This window comes from Plantactinospora sonchi (genome assembly GCF_036422035.1).
GTDB lineage: Bacteria > Actinomycetota > Actinomycetes > Mycobacteriales > Micromonosporaceae > Plantactinospora > Plantactinospora sonchi.
Map to the genome: position 1 here is coordinate 186,930 of NZ_JAZGQK010000011.1, position 15,510 is coordinate 202,439.

Genomic DNA, 15,510 nt, shown 5'->3' on the forward strand with positions numbered 1-15,510 from the left:
GCCCGCTGCCGGGACCGGCCCCGGGACGGCCCGGCACAGCCGGCGCGAAACCGGGCACGGCCGGCGGGGCCCCGGGCGTGGCGACCGGTGGGCGTGCCCCGGTCGCCACGCCCGGGCTCAGCCCGCGTTGGTGAGCTTGAAGGATCCGACCATCTCGTCGAAGATCCCCTTGCTCTCGTCGAACCGCTCGTCCGGAGTGGTCAGATAGAACGAGAAGACCTTGCCGTTCGAGACGACCGCCCGCCAGACGCCGTGTCGCTTCCTGCCGTCGTCCCCGCAGGTGTACTCCAGTTCCGCCGACGGCTCGCCAGCCACCTCGGTTTCGGTCAGCCCCACCTGCTCGTACGGTCTGGCGCAGCTCTGCGAGTTGTTCGACAGGCGGTTGCCGGCGTCCTTGAGGAACGTCATCGGCTGGGTACTGGGACCCGCCTTCTCCACCAGGATCCGGACCCGCCGGCCGGCGTCCTGCGGGTCGGTGTAGTCGACGTAGACGACGTTCTTCGGGGCGTTCTTCTTCCAGCCCTTCGGCACGTTGATCGAGAGGCCGCGCTCGCTGTGCGTCTGGGTGGGGAACGCGGCCGGTACGACCGGCGGGGTTCCGCCGGCCTGGGTCGGGCCGCTCCCCTCCGGCTCGTCACCGCCGCCGAGCGAGATCACCAGGATGCCGAGCAGCAGCACCACGGCGACGCCACCGGCGGCGGCGAGCTGCAGCTGGCGTGGCCAGCCCTTGACGGTCCGCACCAGGGTGCCGCCGGCGCCGCGGGCCCCGGAGGTGACCCGGCCCAGGCCGCCGCCGCTGGCGACGTGCACCGTGCCGGGGCGGCCACCCGAGCCGGGCATCGCCCCGGTCGGCGTGTCCAGCGGGCCGCCGTGTCCGGCCATCGCCCCGGTCGGCGTCTCCAACGGGCCCCGGGCCGGCGAGCTGACCCAGCGTCCGGCGCCGGCGGCCGGCATCGCGCTGGTCGGCGCGTCGGCCGGGTTCGACCCGGCGGCCGGGGGACGCGTCCCGTTGGGTGCCGAGCCAGCGGTGCTGCGGGCGATCCGGTCGGCGAGGGACTCGCCGGGGGCGAGCATCGCCGAGCCGCCGATCTCCTTGCCCGACGGGGGACGGACCAGGCCGGGCGTGTCGCCCGGCTGTTGCGCCGGGGCGCCGGGCTGCTGCCACGGTGCCCGCTGGGCCGGCACCACCGCGTACGGGTCGGTGACCATGTGCCCGGCGGCCTTGCTGGCCAGCGGACCGGCGAGGAGTTCGCGGAGCATCGTCCGGGCGGCGGTGACGTCCAGCCGGCGGGCCGGATCCTTCTCCAGCAGACCCATCAGCACCCGGGTCAGCGGCCCGGACCGGCTGGGCGGCGCCGGCGGGTCCTCGACCACGGCGTGCATGGTCTCGATCGGGTCGCCCTTGTCGAACGGCGGCCGGCCCTCCACTGCGGTGTAGAGGGTGACGCCGAGGGAGAAGAGGTCGCTGGGCGGGCCGAAGTCCTGGCCCATGGCCCGTTCCGGGGAGATAAAGTGCGGGGAGCCGAGCACCATGCCGGGGGTGGTCAGCTGGACGTCGGTCGGCATCCGGGCCACGCCGAAGTCGGTGAGCACACACCGGCCGTCGGAGCAGATCAGCACGTTCGCCGGCTTCACGTCCCGGTGCAGTACGCCGCTCGCGTGCGCCACCTCCAGCGCGCCGAGCAGGGCGATGCCGATCTTGGCGACCGCGCGCTGGGCGAGCGGGCCGTCCTCGATCACCATGTCGGCGAGGCTGCGCGAGTCGAGCAGCTCCATCACGATCCAGGGGCGTCCGCCCTCGGTCACCACGTCGTAGACCTGGACGACGGCGGGGTGTTGCAGGGCCGCGGCGGCCCGGGCTTCGCGCAGGGTGCGCTGGTACATCGAGTCGCGGTCGCTGGGGGCGAGCCCCGCGGGGAGCACGACCTCCTTGACCGCCACGTCGCGGCGCAGCAGCGTGTCGGCGGCACGCCACACCGTGCCCATGCCGCCGTGGCCGACCGCCGCCCGCAACGAGTACCGGCCACCGATGGTGATGCCGGGTGCCGCACGTCCGTTCGGGGGATTGACCGGTCCGCCACTCCACGTCGGGATCTGAGTCACAGAAGAGCCACCGAGAGAATTGAGGGGCACAGGACAGAACCCCCCTATATTGCGGGTTCCGACCGCAGAAGGGAAAGACAACCGCCGGAGTATGGCAGAACTAGACAGTATGTGTTGATCTCTTCACTGACCGCTCGTTTTTCTCACCCCAAGTGCCCGATCGCTCACCCGGTTTCCGGCCCGGTGTCCGGTTCCGACACCCGCCCGAGCGCGGTGCGCGGTCCGGCCGGGAACCCCGGTCGTGCCGGACCGGTCACCGTCGGGCCGCTACCCGCCGCCGTCCCGCCAGCTGGGATCTACCATGCCGGTCATGAGTGAAGGTCGGTTGAGCGAGTCCGGATTCCCGATCAAGGCGGTCTACGACGCCACCGACGTGCGGGGCGGGCTGGACGAGCGGCTCGGCGTGCCGGGACGGTTCCCGTACACCCGGGGGGTCTACCCGACGATGTACACGTCGCGGCCGTGGACCATGCGGCAGTACGCCGGCTTCGGAACCGCCGCCGAGTCCAACGCCCGCTACCACCAGCTGCTCAACGCCGGCACGATGGGCCTCTCCGTCGCCTTCGACCTGCCCACCCAGATGGGGTACGACTCCGACCACCCGATCGCGCACGGCGAGGTGGGCAAGGTCGGGGTGGCGATCGACTCCATCGAGGACATGCGGACCCTGTTCGCCGGAATCCCCCTGGACAAGGTCTCCACCTCGATGACGATCAACGCGCCCGGCTCGGTGCTGCTGCTGCTCTACCAGCTCGTCGCGGAGGAGTCCGGAGTTCCCGGCACGGCGCTCAACGGCACCATCCAGAACGACATCCTCAAGGAGTACATCGCCCGGGGGACGTACATCTTCCCGCCGAAGCCGTCGCTGCGGCTGGTCGCCGACACCTTCGCGTACTGCCGCGAGGACGTACCGAAGTGGAACACCATCTCGATCTCCGGCTACCACATGGCGGAGGCGGGGGCGACCCCGGTGCAGGAGATCGCCTTCACCCTGGCCAACGGGATCGCGTACGTCCGGGCCGCGCTCGCCGCCGGGCTGGCCGTCGACGACTTCGCACCCCGGCTGTCGTTCTTCTTCGTCGCCCGGACCACCCTGCTGGAGGAGGTGGCGAAGTTCCGCGCCGCCCGGCGGATCTGGGCCGCGCTGATGCGCGACGAGTTCGGCGCCCGCGACCCGAAGTCGCTGATGCTGCGCTTCCACACCCAGACGGCCGGGGTGCAACTGACCGCGCAGCAGCCCGAGGTGAACCTGGTCCGGGTCGCGGTGCAGGGCCTCGCCGCGGTGCTCGGCGGCACCCAGTCGCTGCACACCAACAGCTTCGACGAGGCGATCGCGCTGCCGACCGAGAAGGCCGCCCGGCTGGCGCTGCGGACCCAGCAGGTGCTGGCGTACGAGACGGACCTGACCGCCACCGTCGACCCGTTCGCCGGCTCGTACGTGGTCGAGGCGATGACCGACGAGATCGAGACCGGGGTCCGGGACCTGATGGCCCGGGTCGCCGAGTTCGGTTCGGCGGTGGAGGCGATCGAGGCGGGCTTCCAGAAGCGGGAGATCGAGACCTCGGCGTACCGGGTGGCTCAGGAGATCGAGTCCGGGGACCGGGTGGTGGTCGGGGTCAACCGGTTCACCGTGGACGAGGAGGAGCCGTACGAGCCGCTCCGGGTCGACCCGGCGATCGAGGCGGCCCAGGTCGAGCGGCTGGCCCGGCTGCGCGCCGAGCGGGACGCGGACGCGGTGCGGCGGGCCCTGGACGAGCTGCGTACCGCCGCCTCGGGGACGGAGAACGTGCTCTACCCGATGCGGGAGGCGCTGCGGGCCCGGGCCACCGTGGGCGAGGTCTGCGGGGTGCTGCGCGAGGTCTGGGGCACGTACCGGCCCAGCGACCAGTTCTGATCGCCGGCCGCTCCGGGCCGCCGGTGGACCGTCGTCCCGGCCGCGGAACCGTCGGAGCGGGAATGTTCCGGCGGCATTCGGGGTAAGCCGCCGGAATGGGTCGGGCGGGCACGGTGACGGACATGTTGTCCGTACCGGCCCTGGGCCGGCCTGTCAGGATGCAGATCCCTGTCATCCGCACGGTGACGGTCGGTGATCGCGATCGCCGGTTTCGAGGAATCCTCCGGACGGTGCGACATTTCGGTCGGGTGGCTCGACTCCGGGTAGGGGTCGTGACCGGCGATTCCGTCACGCGTTGTAGGAGGTGTGGGACAGATGGCGGCTTCTGAGGGTGGCTTGAGCAGCTCTCCGTACGCCGCCGAACGCTCCTACCAGGGCTTTCGTGACGCTGTGCTGTCTGATCGCTACCAGAACGAGGTTGCGCAGCGTCACCGTCGGCGGTCTAGGCTGTCCGAGTCCCATCCCATTCACAGTGATCGAGAATTCGACGTGACGAGTGCGTTGCAACTGCCGGCCGGCAGCCCGCTGGCGTCGTCGGGATCAGAGACGACGGGATCCGAGACGGCACCCGGTGCCGAACCCCTGCCCTTCGGGCTGGACCAGGCGCTGGACCTCCGGCTGCCCGACCTGATCGCGACCCGGCGGTTCCTGCACGCCCACCCGGAGTTGTCCGGGCAGGAGTTCAACACCGCGGCGCTGATCGCCCGGGAACTCTCCGTCGCCGGCCTCGCGCCGCGGCTGCTGCCCAAGGGCAACGGGGTGATCTGCGACATCGACGGGCGCCCGAACGGTCCGGTGATCGCGCTCCGGGCCGATCTGGACGCGCTTCCGCTGATCGACGTCAAGGACGTGCCGTACCGCTCCACCGTGGAGGGTGCCTGCCACGCCTGCGGGCACGACGTGCACACCACGATGGTGCTCGGCGTCGGCCTGCTGCTGGCCCGGCTCGCCGAACGGGGCGAACTGGCCGGACGGGTCCGGCTGATCTTCCAGCCGGCGGAGGAGATCCTGCCCTGCGGTTCGCTGGAGGTCATCGAGGCCGGCGGCCTGACCGACGTGACCCAGATCTTCGCCCTGCACTGTGACCCCAACCTGCCGGTGGGTCAGGTCGGCCTGCGGGTCGGCCCGATCACCGCCGCCGCGGACAACATCACCGTCCGGCTCAGCGGCCCCGGCGGGCACACCGCCCGGCCGCACCTGACCGTCGACCTGGTCGACGCCCTCGGCCGGCTGGTCACCGAGGTACCCGCCCTGGTCAGTCGCCGGGTAGCGGCGAACAGTGGGCTGCTGCTGGTCTTCGGGCAGGCATCGGCCGGCACCCAGTACAACGTCATCCCGAACGAGGCGATGGCCGCCGGCACGCTGCGGGTGCTGGACCGCGACACCTGGGAGCAGGCACCGAAGATCGTCACCCAGGTGGTCCGCGACGTGATCGCCCCGACCGGTGCCACCGTCGACATCGAGTACCTGCGCGGCCGGCCGCCGGTGGTCAACGACGCCCGGTCGATCCGGGTGCTCACCGCCGCCACGGTCGCCACCGCCGGTCCGGCCGGGGTCGCCGAGACGCCGCAGAGCATGGGCGGCGAGGACTTCTCCTGGTACCTGGAGCACGTGCCCGGCGCGCTGGCCCGGCTCGGTGTGGGTCGGGCGGCGGCAAACGTCGACCTGCACCGGCCGACCTTCGACGTGGACGAGCGGGCGATCGCGGTGGGCGTCCGGCTGCTGGTGCAGACCGCGCTCAAGGCGATCGCCGACTGAACCGGCCCGGTGGCGGTCGAGCCGGCCCTTCCGGGAGCCGGCCGGGTCGGGCGCCGACGGGATCGTGCGCCGGCCGCCACCCACCGGGCGGGCCGACGGCCATCCCCGGCCGCGGTCAGCTGGACGCCGAGGGACCCGGTGAGGAGACCGGACCGTTGGGCCTGGCCGGCATCGGGGCCGGCCGACGCCGGCGACGGAGCCGCCGGACCAGCCAGCCGACCCCGACCGCTGGCAGGCCGAGCGCGACGAGCCAGGGCAGCAGGGCACCCAGGACGGTCAGCAGGATCTCCAGTGAGGCGACGAAGGCCCGCCAACCACCCTTGAGCCCGGCCACGAAGCCGGTCGCCGGCTCGTCCCGGGTGTCGTCCTCGGCGTTCGGCCCGAGCAGCACCGCGGTGATCGTGGAGAGCGCCGTCAGGTCGGCCAGCCGGCGCTTCTTCGCCTCCAGCGAGGCGAGGTCCGCCTCCCGGCGGGCCAGCTCGCCCTCCAGCATCACCAGATCGGAGAGGGACTTCGCCTGCGCCAGCAGCCGGCGTCCGTTCTCCACCCGGGCCCGCTGGGTGGCGAGCCGGGCGTCCAGGTCGAGCGTCTCCTCGGTGACGTCGTCGGTCTTGATGTCCCGGCGGAGTTGGGAGCCGAGTCCGGCGAGAGCGTCGACGGCAGCGGTGAACCGGTCGGCCGGCACCCGCAGCTGCAGCGTCGCCTCCGCGCTGGACGGGTCGCTGCTCCGGGTGTCGCCGCCGACGAAGCCGCCGGCACCGGTCGCGATCGCCGCCGCCTGCGCCGCCTTCTGGTCGACATCGTCGACCCGGATCGTGATCGAGCCGGTGTAGACGATCGCCCGCTGGTTGACCGCCAGCTCCGGAGCGTCCGGATCCCGCGCCGGCTGATTCGGCTGACCCTCCGCCGGAGCGGCGCCACCCACCGCCGGCTGCTCCGGATTCGCCTGCTCCACCGCCGAGTTCGGCTCCACCGCACTGCCGGAGTCCTCGCCGCCGGCCGAGCAACCGGCCAACGCCAGACCGGACACCACCGTCACCGCGCCCAGCAGTACGGCCAGCCGCCGTGACCACCCCGGTCCACTGCCGCTTCGTCCGCTCATCTCCCCGCTCCCGTCCCTGTGCGCCCGCTGAAAGTGATCCGTCAGACGCGCCGCGAACCAGTCCCGGTTCCGGCAGACTGCCCAAGGGACATCACGATTCGGCGACTGGGGAGTCTCGATGCGAGTGACCAAGTACGGCCACGCCTGCGTACGGGTGGAGGACAACGGGGCGGTGCTGGTCATCGATCCGGGCACGCTCACCGAGCGGGCCGCCCTGGACGGGGTGGACGCCGTGCTGATCACCCACGAGCACGTCGACCACCTCGACGTCGACGCGCTCGCCGACGCGCTCGGCAAGCGCCCGTCGGTGACCGTCCACACCCACCCGGAGGTGGCCACCAGACTGGACGCGCTGAACGGGGTGGTGAACACGGTCCAGTCCGGGGACTCGTTCGAGGCGGCCGGATTCCGGGTACGCGCGTACGGGGGCTGGCACGCGGAGATCCACCCGGAGATTCCCCGGGTGGTGAACCTCGGATTCCTGGTCAACGACTCCGTGTACCACCCGGGCGACTCGTTCGACGTACCGGAGGGCGCGCACGTGGAGACGCTGTTCGTGCCGATCTCCGGTCCCTGGCTCAAACTCTCCGACTCGGTCGACTTCGTCCGGGCGGTCGCCCCGCGCCGGGCGTACGCCCTGCACGACGGGCTGCTCGGGGATGCAGGTCTGACGCTCTACGACGCGAACCTGCGCCGGCTGGCGAACTGCGAGTACGCCCGCCTGGAGCCCGGAACCGCCGTGGCCTGAGCGCGCCGGCACAATGGCGGAGATGTCCCGGGAACTCGTCGACCGGCTCTACACGGTGCCACCGGACGGCTTTGTCGCCGCCCGGGCCGAAGCCGTCGCCACGGCCCGGGCCGCCGGGGACGTCGCCGCCGCCCGGGAGATCGCGAAACTCCGTAAGCCGACCGTCGCCGCCTGGCTGGTCAACCTGCTCGTGGCACACCGGCGGGAGTTGGTGGCGGAACTGGTCGAGTTGTCGGCCGGGTTGCACGCCGCGCAACGGGAACTGCGCGGGCCACAACTGCGGGAACTCTCCGCACAGCGGCGCCGGGTGGTCTCCGCACTGGTCGGCGAGGCGCGGACGTTGGCCGTGGAGGCGGATCCCCGGCTCGCCGCCGGCAAACTTCCCCTGGCCGAGGTGGAGACGACACTGAACGCCGCACTCGCCGACGCGGATGTCGCCGAGCAGGTCAGGTCCGGCCGGCTGGTCCGAGCGGCCAGCTACGCCGGCTTCGGCGAGGTGCCCCGGCCGCAGTTGCGGCTGATCGTGGGCGGCCCGGAGGAGGCCGAGCCGCCCGGGGCCGGCGCGGAAGGTGCCGGGGCGCCGACGGCCGGTCCGGCACCGGAGGCGCGACCGGAGACCGCGCGTCGCCGGCGGGACGCCCGGTCGACGGCGGCTGAGGCGAAGTCGGCGGAGGCGAAGTCGGCGGAGGCGAAGTCGGCGGAGGCGGCAGAGGCGAAGGCAAAGGCAGCGGAGACGGCTGAGGCCGAGGCGGAGGCCGCGCGGGCGGAGGCGCGGACCAGCCGACGCCGGGCCCTCGACCGGGCACTGGCGGACGCGCGTGCCCGACAGGAACGGGCGGAGGCGGAGCTGGCCCGCGTCGTCGAGGTCGAGCGGGACGGCGCCGCGACCCTGGCCGAGCTGGAGAAGGCCCTGGCCGACCTGCAACGGCGGCGGGTCGCCGCCGAGCGGGCGGTCGGCCAGGCCAGAGTGGCCCGGAAGGCCGCCGAGCGGGGCGCGGTCGCCGCCCGACGGCGGGTCGGCGAGGTCCAGGCCGCCGTCGAGGCACTGGCGGCGGAGGACAGGTCTTCCGGAAAACCGGGCAGGGCTCCCGGAAAGCCGGTACGCGAGGCACACTCAAGCGGGTGACGCGGGCAGTACGTCCGCGACCCGGACCCGGAAGGCGGTGTCGTTGACCCCCGAGCAGGCCGCCACGGCGGCCAGGCCGAGCGTGCTGAAGTTGGGCAGCGCGTTCATCGAGTGCCCGCGTACCCTGCGCCAGGCGCGCCAGATGGGCATCTCCGGCTGGGCGTTCTTCGTGACCGGGCGAGGTGCGGTGCTCGGCGACGTACGGGCCGAGACCGTCGCCGCCGCCATCGGGATCGTCGCCCCCGACGCCGTCGCCGACGGCTGGGACACCGCCGCCGAGGTGGCGAAGCCGAGCGAGGTGGCCGAGGTCAGCCGGGCCGAGTGCTGCCGCTGGGGAATCGACTACCTCGCCGGGCTGCCCCAGACGGGACGGCTGGTCGAACTCCTGACGCCGGTGGTGGCGGCGGCGGACGCGGCCGGGATGCCGCTCTTCGCCGCGTGGCGGGGCCTGCCGGTGCCGGCCGACGCCGCACCCGCCGCCCGCGCCGCGGTGCTGCTGCACCTGCTCTACGAGTACTACTCCGGGGCGAGCCTGATGGCGGTCCGGGCGGCCGGAATGACCCCGATGGAGATCATCCTGGCCGGTCCGGAGGGCGAGTCGGGCGCGGTCGCGTACGGCTGGTCGCCGCCGTACCCGCCGGTTGGCCCGCTGGTACGACGGCGACTGTGGGTGGAGTCGGTGACCGACCGGATCGTCTCGCCCGCCTTCGGCCTGCTCGGCGCCGAGGAACGGGTGGAACTGGTCGGCCTGCTCGGCGGCGCGCTGACCTCGGTGCGGAGGTCTCCGTCCAAACCGGACTGAGCGACGTCGCGGAGCCCCTCCCTGACCGCTCAGGGACAGGAAGGGGCTCCGCCCAGGGCTCAGGTCCAGCGGAACAGCCTCGTCGCCAGCGCCCCGAAGCCGACGGTGAACCCGGTCAGCACGGCCAGGTGCAGCGGCTGCGGCCAGTCGCCGGCCCAGGCGTCCTGGAGGGCCTGGGAGGCCGCGCCGAGCGGGGTGAAGTCGGCGACCCGGCGTACGCCCTCGGGCATCAGCGGGCCGGGCGTCCAGACCCCGGCGGCGAAGAGCAGCGGGTAGTAGATCAGGCTGCCGACCGCCACTGCGGCCCGATTGGTCGGGGTGAAGGCGGCGACGAGTACCGCCAGCGTCACCATCGAGGCCGAGCCGAGCACGAAGGCGAGCAGCAGTCCGGCAAGGTTCGGGCTCAGGTCGATCCCGAAGCCGGCCCAGGCACCGAGCACGGCCAGCGCCGCGCCGACGACCAGTGCGACCACGTTGACGACGAGTTGGGCCACCAGCAGCCGGACCGGCGGGACGGGTGTGGTGGAGAGCCTTCGCAGGATCCCCCGCTCCCGGTTCGTGGCCAGGGTGTTCAGCAGGTTGACCAGGGCCACGGTGCCGATCGCCAGGGCCAGCACGACCGGTACGTAGGCCTCGACCGGCCGGCGGCCGCCGATGTCGGCGCTCGGTTCGTCGAACCCCGGCATGGCGCTGCCGAGCACCAGGAGCAGGATGGCCGGGAAGGCGATGCCGAAGAACGCCCCGAGGGGCTCCCGGACGAAGAGTTTCGCCTCGGCGACGATCAGTTTCGTGGTGCTCCGGACGGCGATCCGGCGCGGCGTCGGCGCGATGGGGGCACCGGACCGGTCGGTGGTACGGGAAGCGGTGGCGTTCATGGGATCTCCTCGATCCTTCGGGTTCGGGTGAGCGCGGTCCGGTGGAGTGCGGGCGGGCGGCGGCGGACCGGTTCCGGGCGAGGCCGGCCGGACGGTGGGTCAGTTCCTGGTGGCGGAGTTCGCCGGGTGGGTCAGGGCGAGGACGGCGTCCTCCAGGGTCGGCTGCGCGACTCCGGGTATCTCGGCCCGGGCGACCAGGTTCGCCGGGGTGTCGATCGCGACGACCTCACCGGCCCGGATGACGGCGAGCCGGTCGCAGAGCCGCTCGGCCTCGTCCATGAAGTGGGTGACCAGCACGACCGTCACGCCTCGGTCGCGTACGTCCCGGATGAGCTGCCAGGTGTCCCGGCGGGCCTGTGGGTCCAGCCCGGTGGTCAACTCGTCGAGTACGGCGATCCGGGGATTGCCCACCAGGGCGAGCGCGATCGACAGCCGCTGCTTCTGCCCGCCGGAGAGCTTGGCGAACACGGTGTTCCGCTTCGTGGCGAGTCCCATGTCGTCCAGCAGCGCCCGCCAGTCCACCGGCTCCGGATAGAACGAGCTGTACAGGTCGAGCGCCTCCCAGACCTTCAACCGGTCCGGCAGTTGGCTCTCCTGGAGTTGTACGCCGACCTGGCGGCGCAACTCGGCACGGGCCGAGTCGGGGTCCAGGCCGAGCACCCGGACCGTCCCGCCGTCGGCCCGGCGCAGCCCGGTCAGGCACTCGACCGTGGTGGTCTTGCCGGAACCGTTCGGGCCGACGATCCCGAAGATCTCCCCGGCGCGTACCTCGAAGGAGACGTCCCGGACGGCGACCTGGGCGCCGTACCGCTTCTGCAGGTTGCTGACCTCGATGACTGTCATGGGAAGAACGCTAGAAATCGGGGCCGGTGCTCGGAATGCGTCCACGTACCCGGCCGGGGTGGGGGTAACTACACCCCGACCGGGCGCGTACCAGCAGTCCACCCCGGGCAGCCGCCGACCAGACTGTACGCATGATGCGCCGGCGCGCTGTCGCCTTCGTCCGGAGCCTGGCCCAGCTCGGGCTGGGCCTGCTCGGCCTGGCGATGTCCGTCCTGCTGGTCGTCGCGGCCACCGTCGTCGTGCCGTTCCTGCACACGGCCCGGGCCGCCGACTGGCTGACGGACCTGGGCCGGCGGTTGGCCGGGCGGTGGGGCGGAATTCCGGTGGAGGCCGAACCACGTCCCGGGCCGCCGGCACCCGAGCGTCGGGCCGACGGCTGGTACGTCTACGCCAACGAGCTGTACCGGTCACCCCGGATGCCGGCGTACCTCCTCGAACTGAGCTGGCGCTCGGAGAATCCGGCCGCCCTCCGCCACTGGCTGTGGTTGCACCTCACCCCGTTCGTAGGCGGGCTGGCGGTGCTGGTTCCGCCGCTGCTGGCCACCGCCGGAGCCTGGCTCGGCACGCTCGCCCTGACCGGGGGCGCGGCTCCGGTCGTCGGGGCGGTGCCGCCGGCCCTGGCGGTACCGACCGGACTGGCGCTGGCCGGGCTCGGTTTCGGGCTCGGGCCGGTGGCGTTGCGGCTGCACGCCCGGTGGACCCGGCTGATGCTCGGGCCGCCCGGCGAAACGTGGTGGCACCGGTCGGGACTGGTCCGGTGGACCCGGAAGCGGTACGACGACGCCTGGTACGGCGCCGGGCTCAGTGGACTGGGCTTCGCGGCGTTCGGCGGCTTCCTGCTCGAACTGGTGACCCTGCCGGTCGCCTGGACCGCGCTGTCGCCGCAGGTGTCGAAGCTGACCCGGTCGCTGGTGGGCCGCCATCGCAGGTACCTCTGGACGTGGGCCGGGGTGGTCGTTCCGGAGCCGTACCGGCCGTATCCGGAGCCGCCGCCGCCAGACTCCGACGGTCGGTACCGGGTCGGCCGTACCCTGCACCCCGACCGGGCGGCGGCGGTCCGGGCCCAGGGGTACGACTGGCTGTTCACCGACCCGGCGACCTGGCGGGACCTGCTGTGGATGGCCACCAACCCGCTGGTCGGGGTGCTCGGGCTGATTCCGGCCGCCCTGCTCGGGCTGGGCCTGTTCGGCCTGGTCGCGCAGCCGCTGTGGTGGGCGCCGTGGGCGGTGCCGATCGGGTTGGCCACCGGGGAGTGGGTCACCCCCTGGTACCTCTGGTACGGCGTCACCCACCTGGCGCCGGCGCTCGGCTGGCTGCCGGGTTGGGCGTCTCCGCTGTTGGGCCTCGCCAGCGCGGCCGTCGGGATGCTGCTCGGGCCGGTGCTGCTCCGGGTCCGGGCCCGGTACGACCGGTTGCTGCTCGCCCCCACCAGGTCGGCGTCGCTGGCCCAGCGGGTACACCGGCTCACCGAGACCCGGGCCGACGCCGTCGACACCCAGGCGGCCGAACTGCGCCGGATCGAGCGGGACCTGCACGACGGGGCGCAGGCCCGGCTGATCGCGGTCGGGCTGAACCTGGCCGACGTCGAACGGCTGATCGAGGAGGACCCGGCCGCCGCGCGGGCGCTGGTGTCCCAGGCCCGGGACGCCTCGGCCGCCGCCCTGACCGAGCTACGTGACCTGGTACGCGGCATCCACCCGCCGGTACTGGCCGAGCGCGGGTTGCCGGACGCGGTCCGCGCCGTGGCGCTGGACAGCCCGGTGCCGGTACGGGTCACCGGCGACCTGCCGGGGCGGCTCGACCCGCCGGTGGAGTCGGCGGCGTACTTCAGCACCCTGGAGGCACTGGCCAACGCGGTCCGGCACGCCGGCGCGGGTCAGGTCGAGATCACCGTCGGACACACCGGTACGGCGCTGCGGATCGTCGTCACCGACGACGGTCGGGGCGGCGCCGACCCGGACCGGGGCACCGGACTCGCCGGGGTACGCCGGCGGCTCGGCGCCTTCGACGGCGCACTGACGCTGGACAGCCCACCCGGCGGGCCGACCCGGCTGACGGTGGAGATCCCGTGCCCGCCGCCGGCACCGTGAGCCGGGCGACCGGGTGACCGTGCGGTCGGTGTTGTCCGGTGGGGCCGGGTGACCAGCATCGGGATCAAGCCTGGCCGCCCGGAGCGGGGCATCCGGCCCCACCCGTCACCGGCCGGGCGGGCGTCAGGCGGAGGCGGTGCCGGTGGGGCGGGCGCGCAGCTCGGCGACGTAGTCGTCCGGGGCGCCGGCCTTCTCCGCCGCGTTGGCGATCTCCGACAGGTACCAGGCGGTCGGCAGCCCGCCCTCGTAGCCGGCGAAGACGTACACCCAGGCGGTCACCTCGCCGTCCAGGGTGACCACCCGGACGTGCAGTTTGCGGTACGTGCCGGAGACCACCCCCTCGACCTCGTCGAGTTGGGCGGCGTCCCAGGCGTGCACGTCGTAGAGCGCGACGAAGACCCGGTCGCCGGGTGACTCGACGATGGTGGTGACGGCGCCCTCCCAGCCGAGCACGCCGTCACCGGCGAAGGTGAGGCGCCAGCCTTCGAGCCAGCCGGTACCCACCATCGGTGAGTGCGGACAGTAGGCCCGCATCCGGGCCGGGTCGAGGTTCGAGCCGTACGCGGCGTAATGACGCACGGCGATGACGATAGCCTGGTGGAGGGGCGGGGGAGAACACGACCGTGCGTGTCGGTCGGGTTGTGGGCAAGATTGTCACTGTGAGCAGCGACGGAGGGCGACCGCGGTGAGCCGGATCGTGATCATCGGCGGGGGGCCGGCTGGCTACGAGGCAGCACTGGTCGCCGCGCAGCTCGACGCCGACGTGACGGTGGTCGAGACGGACGGGGCCGGTGGCGCCTGCGTCCTGCACGACTGCGTCCCCTCCAAGACCTTCATCGCCAGCTCCGAGGTGGTGACCGGCTACCGCGACACGGAGGAGTTCGGGGTCCACTCGGACGGCCTGGAGGCGATCACGGTCGACGCCACGACGGTGCACGGCCGGGTCAAGCGGCTCGCGCTCGCCCAGTCGGCGGACATCCAGGCCAAGCTGGTCAAGGCAGGGGTGACCTTCGTCTCCGGGCGGGCCAAGCTGGGCGAGGACACCCTCGGTCACACCCACCGGGTGCTGGTGACGCCCGCCGACGGTGCCGAGACATACTCGATGGACGCCTCGACGGTCCTGATCGCGACCGGGGCGACTCCCCGGGTGCTGCCGACCGCCGTACCGGACGGCGAGCGGATCCTCGACTGGCGCCAGGTGTACAACCTGCCGGAGCTGCCGGAACGACTGATCGTCATCGGTTCCGGGGTCACCGGTGCCGAGTTCGCCAGCGCCTACCTGGCGATGGGGGTCGAGGTGACCCTCGTCTCCAGCCGCGACCGGGTGATGCCGCACGAGGACGCCGACGCGGCGTCCGCGATCGAGCAGGTGTTCCGGTCCCGGGGCATGACGATCCTGAACAACTCGCGGGCCAACGCGGTCCGGCGGGTCGGCGACGGGGTGGAGGTCGAACTCGCCGACGGGCGGACGGTCTCCGGATCGCACGCGCTGATGGCGGTCGGCTCGGTGCCGAACACCGCCGACCTCGGCCTGCCCGAGTACGGCGTGACGGTCGCCCCCGGCGGTTACGTCACCGTCGACCGGGTCTCCCGTACCAACGTCCCCGGCATCTACGCCGCCGGTGACTGCACCGGCGTGCTGCCGCTGGCCAGCGTGGCCGCCATGCAGGGCCGGATCGCGATGTGGCACGCGCTCGGCGAGGCGGTCTCGCCGCTGCGGCTGCGTACCGTCTCCGCCAACGTCTTCACCGATCCGCAACTGGCCACCGTCGGGGTGTCCCAGGACGAGGTCGACTCCGGGCGGGTCCCGGCCCGCCAGGTGATGCTGCCGCTGGCCGGCAACGCCCGGGCCAAGATGGCCGACCTGCAGGACGGTTTCGTGAAGCTGTTCTGCCGGCCGGCCAGCGGCCAGGTCGTCGGCGGCGTGGTGGTGTCGCCGCACGCCAGTGAGCTGATCCTGCCGATCACCATGGCGGTGGAGAACAACCTCACGGTCGACCAGTTGGCCCTCACCTTCACCATCTATCCCTCGCTGTCCGGCTCGATCACCGAGGCGGCCCGCCAGCTGATGCTGCACGGGCTGGAGTAGCCCCGCCGGGTCCGGATCCGGGTACAGATCTCCTCGGGGCGGCGGCTGCGGCGCTGTCGGCGTACCGTGGTCGGCGCGCG

The 15,510-nt window shown here is 72.9% G+C and carries 11 protein-coding genes and 1 pseudogene; 7 read left to right on the forward strand and 5 right to left on the reverse strand.

The genetic code is table 11. The annotated features are described in order from the left end of the window. Positions 1 to 117: 117 nt before the first annotated feature. On the reverse strand, positions 118 to 2,103 hold the full coding sequence (locus tag V1633_RS14005) for a serine/threonine-protein kinase (RefSeq protein ID WP_331214714.1): 1,986 nt from the start codon (positions 2,101 to 2,103) through the stop codon (positions 118 to 120). A 310-nt stretch (positions 2,104 to 2,413) separates the two neighbouring features. Between V1633_RS14005 and V1633_RS14010 the strand changes: the two genes are divergently transcribed. Next, positions 2,414 to 3,997, forward strand: a complete 1,584-nt coding sequence (locus tag V1633_RS14010) for an acyl-CoA mutase large subunit family protein (RefSeq protein WP_331214715.1) — start codon at positions 2,414 to 2,416, stop codon at positions 3,995 to 3,997. Positions 3,998 to 4,486: 489 nt separating this feature from the next. Then, positions 4,487 to 5,755 (forward strand): amidohydrolase, encoded by a 1,269-nt coding sequence (locus V1633_RS14015; protein ID WP_331214716.1) that lies wholly within the window; start codon positions 4,487 to 4,489, stop codon positions 5,753 to 5,755. A gap of 115 nt (positions 5,756 to 5,870) precedes the next feature. Here V1633_RS14015 and V1633_RS14020 read toward each other — a convergent pair whose 3' ends face one another. After that, entirely contained in the window at positions 5,871 to 6,857 is a 987-nt protein-coding gene (locus V1633_RS14020) for a DUF4349 domain-containing protein (RefSeq protein WP_331214717.1), read from the reverse strand. 118 nt (positions 6,858 to 6,975) lie between these two features. Here V1633_RS14020 and V1633_RS14025 point away from each other — a divergent pair, with 118 nt between their 5' ends. The 3 genes from V1633_RS14025 (at position 6,976) to V1633_RS14035 (ending at position 9,533) form a co-directional block, all read left to right on the forward strand. Further along, positions 6,976 to 7,605: an MBL fold metallo-hydrolase gene (locus V1633_RS14025; protein WP_331214718.1), complete on the forward strand. Its 630-nt coding sequence runs from the start codon at positions 6,976 to 6,978 to the stop codon at positions 7,603 to 7,605. A 13-nt stretch (positions 7,606 to 7,618) separates the two neighbouring features. Beyond that, complete coding sequence (locus tag V1633_RS14030; RefSeq protein WP_331214719.1) at positions 7,619 to 8,731, forward strand: hypothetical protein; 1,113 nt, start codon at positions 7,619 to 7,621, stop codon at positions 8,729 to 8,731. 91 nt (positions 8,732 to 8,822) lie between these two features. After that, a complete protein-coding gene (locus V1633_RS14035; RefSeq protein WP_331214720.1) occupies positions 8,823 to 9,533 on the forward strand; it encodes an SCO6745 family protein in 711 nt (236 codons plus the stop codon). Between the two features lie 59 nt (positions 9,534 to 9,592). On the opposite strand, the gene V1633_RS14040 is transcribed toward V1633_RS14035, so the two are convergent. Continuing rightward, positions 9,593 to 10,408: an ABC transporter permease gene (locus tag V1633_RS14040; protein ID WP_331214721.1), complete on the reverse strand. Its 816-nt coding sequence runs from the start codon at positions 10,406 to 10,408 to the stop codon at positions 9,593 to 9,595. Positions 10,409 to 10,594: 186 nt separating this feature from the next. Then, a pseudogene (locus tag V1633_RS14045) lies at positions 10,595 to 11,251 on the reverse strand (ABC transporter ATP-binding protein); the annotation flags it as partial. 131 nt (positions 11,252 to 11,382) lie between these two features. Between V1633_RS14045 and V1633_RS14050 the strand changes: the two are divergent. Further along, positions 11,383 to 13,341: a sensor histidine kinase gene (locus V1633_RS14050; RefSeq protein WP_331214723.1), complete on the forward strand. Its 1,959-nt coding sequence runs from the start codon at positions 11,383 to 11,385 to the stop codon at positions 13,339 to 13,341. Positions 13,342 to 13,464: 123 nt separating this feature from the next. Here V1633_RS14050 and V1633_RS14055 read toward each other — a convergent pair whose 3' ends face one another. After that, on the reverse strand, positions 13,465 to 13,920 hold the full coding sequence (locus V1633_RS14055) for a gamma-glutamylcyclotransferase (RefSeq protein ID WP_331214724.1): 456 nt from the start codon (positions 13,918 to 13,920) through the stop codon (positions 13,465 to 13,467). 106 nt (positions 13,921 to 14,026) lie between these two features. Here V1633_RS14055 and V1633_RS14060 point away from each other — a divergent pair, with 106 nt between their 5' ends. Beyond that, the gene (locus V1633_RS14060) at positions 14,027 to 15,430 is read left to right on the forward strand and encodes an NAD(P)H-quinone dehydrogenase (RefSeq protein ID WP_331214725.1); all 1,404 of its coding nucleotides are present in this window, start codon (positions 14,027 to 14,029) and stop codon (positions 15,428 to 15,430) included. The last annotated feature ends 80 nt before the right edge of the window (positions 15,431 to 15,510 follow it).

Bases quoted from the DNA above. Each gene is read 5' to 3' on its own strand.
- V1633_RS14010 (WP_331214715.1), top strand. From the start codon at position 2,414: ATGAGTGAAGGTCGGTTGAGCGAGTCCGGATTCCCGATCAAGGCGGTC.
- V1633_RS14040 (WP_331214721.1), bottom strand. From the start codon at position 10,408: ATGAACGCCACCGCTTCCCGTACCACCGACCGGTCCGGTGCCCCCATC.
- V1633_RS14030 (WP_331214719.1), top strand. From the start codon at position 7,619: ATGGCGGAGATGTCCCGGGAACTCGTCGACCGGCTCTACACGGTGCCA.
- V1633_RS14050 (WP_331214723.1), top strand. From the start codon at position 11,383: ATGATGCGCCGGCGCGCTGTCGCCTTCGTCCGGAGCCTGGCCCAGCTC.
- V1633_RS14025 (WP_331214718.1), top strand. From the start codon at position 6,976: ATGCGAGTGACCAAGTACGGCCACGCCTGCGTACGGGTGGAGGACAAC.
- V1633_RS14020 (WP_331214717.1), bottom strand. From the start codon at position 6,857: ATGAGCGGACGAAGCGGCAGTGGACCGGGGTGGTCACGGCGGCTGGCC.